The sequence below is a fragment of the Variovorax sp. CF079 genome (genome assembly GCF_900101545.1).
Classification (GTDB): domain Bacteria; phylum Pseudomonadota; class Gammaproteobacteria; order Burkholderiales; family Burkholderiaceae_C; genus Variovorax.
The window spans coordinates 1-1200 of record NZ_FMZU01000066.1; the positions used below are offsets into that span (position 1 = coordinate 1).

Sequence of the window (1200 nt, forward strand, 5' to 3'; positions counted from 1 at the left end):
GGAGATGCTGATTAATGAACGACGCCGTCGCATCTGAGGACATCACGACGCGATGCGGTCGCAATTCCGATCGACTTCGCGCCGTGAGGTCTGCCCACTGGGCGTTTTGCGCCTCTTGCGAGGCCACTTTCGGTGTTCAAGACGCACCTCGGGCATGAGCGGCCAGCAACGACCTCTTGGCGATGACCAGATTGGCCAGCCCGAACAGGCTGAACAGCTGCGCCTCGTTCTTCGCAAGGCCCTTGTAGCGGGTCTTCTTGTGACGGAACAGGTTCTTGATCACGTGAAACGGGTGCTCGACCTTGGCTCGGATGCTCGCCTTCAGCTGCTCGGCCTTCTCGAGCAGCCGCGCCCACTTGCGCTTCGGGTCCAGTTGCCGGCGCTTGCCCGGCTGCATCGCCACATGCCACTGCGGGCCCTGCGCTTCTTCGCGTTTGTCGACGCCCCGGTAGCCGGCATCGCCGAAGGCCACCGTCTCCTCGCCGTGAAGCAGCGCGCCGGCCTGGGTCACGTCATGGACGTTGGCCGCCGTGGCGACCACCGTGTGCACGAGACCCGATTGAGCATCCACGCCGATGTGGGCCTTCATGCCAAAGTGCCATGCGTTGCCCTTCTTGGTCTGGTGCATCTCGGGATCGCGCGTGTTGCCCGCATTCTTGGTCGAGCTGGGCGCGGCGATGATGGTCGCGTCCACGATGGTGCCCGCGCGCATCAGAAGGCCTTGCTCGGCAAGATGGGCGTTGATCTCCTCGAACAGGGCCTTGGTGAGGTCGTTGTCCAGCAGCAGTCGTCTGAACTTCAACAGGGTGGTGGCATCGGGCACCGACTCGCGCGACAGGTCGATGCCCACGAAGTCGCGCAGCGCCTGGCTGTCGTACAGCGCGTCCTCCAGCGCCTCATCGGCCAGGCCGTACCACTGCTGGAGGCAGTACATGCGCAGCATCCGGGGAACGCCGATCGGCTGGCGGCCGACGCGCCCGCTCGTGGGGTACAGCGGCTCGATCACAGCGATCAAACGAGACCACGGCACGACGCGCTCCATGTCGGCCAAGAACTTCTCGCGCCGCGTGCGCTTCTTCTTCATCGCGTACTCGGCACTGGCAAAGCTGCGTTGGTTCATCTCGGTGCTGCTGTGATTTGCGGTGTCTTCACGCATGCACGGGCCGTGCCCGCCGCGACCTTTTAATCAGCATTTCCCTA

General features: G+C 63.9%; 1 protein-coding gene. It reads right to left on the bottom strand.

The features are described 5' to 3' along the window. Nucleotides 1–136: 136 nt before the first annotated feature. Complete coding sequence (locus BLS74_RS33565) at nt 137–1120, bottom strand: IS5 family transposase (RefSeq protein ID WP_093112356.1); 984 nt, start codon at nt 1118–1120, stop codon at nt 137–139. Nucleotides 1121–1200 lie beyond the last annotated feature (80 nt).

What these genes read in the sequence shown, in the direction of transcription:
- BLS74_RS33565 (WP_093112356.1), bottom strand. Translation starts at nt 1,120, where the DNA reads ATGAACCAACGCAGCTTTGCCAGTGCCGAGTACGCGATGAAGAAGAAG.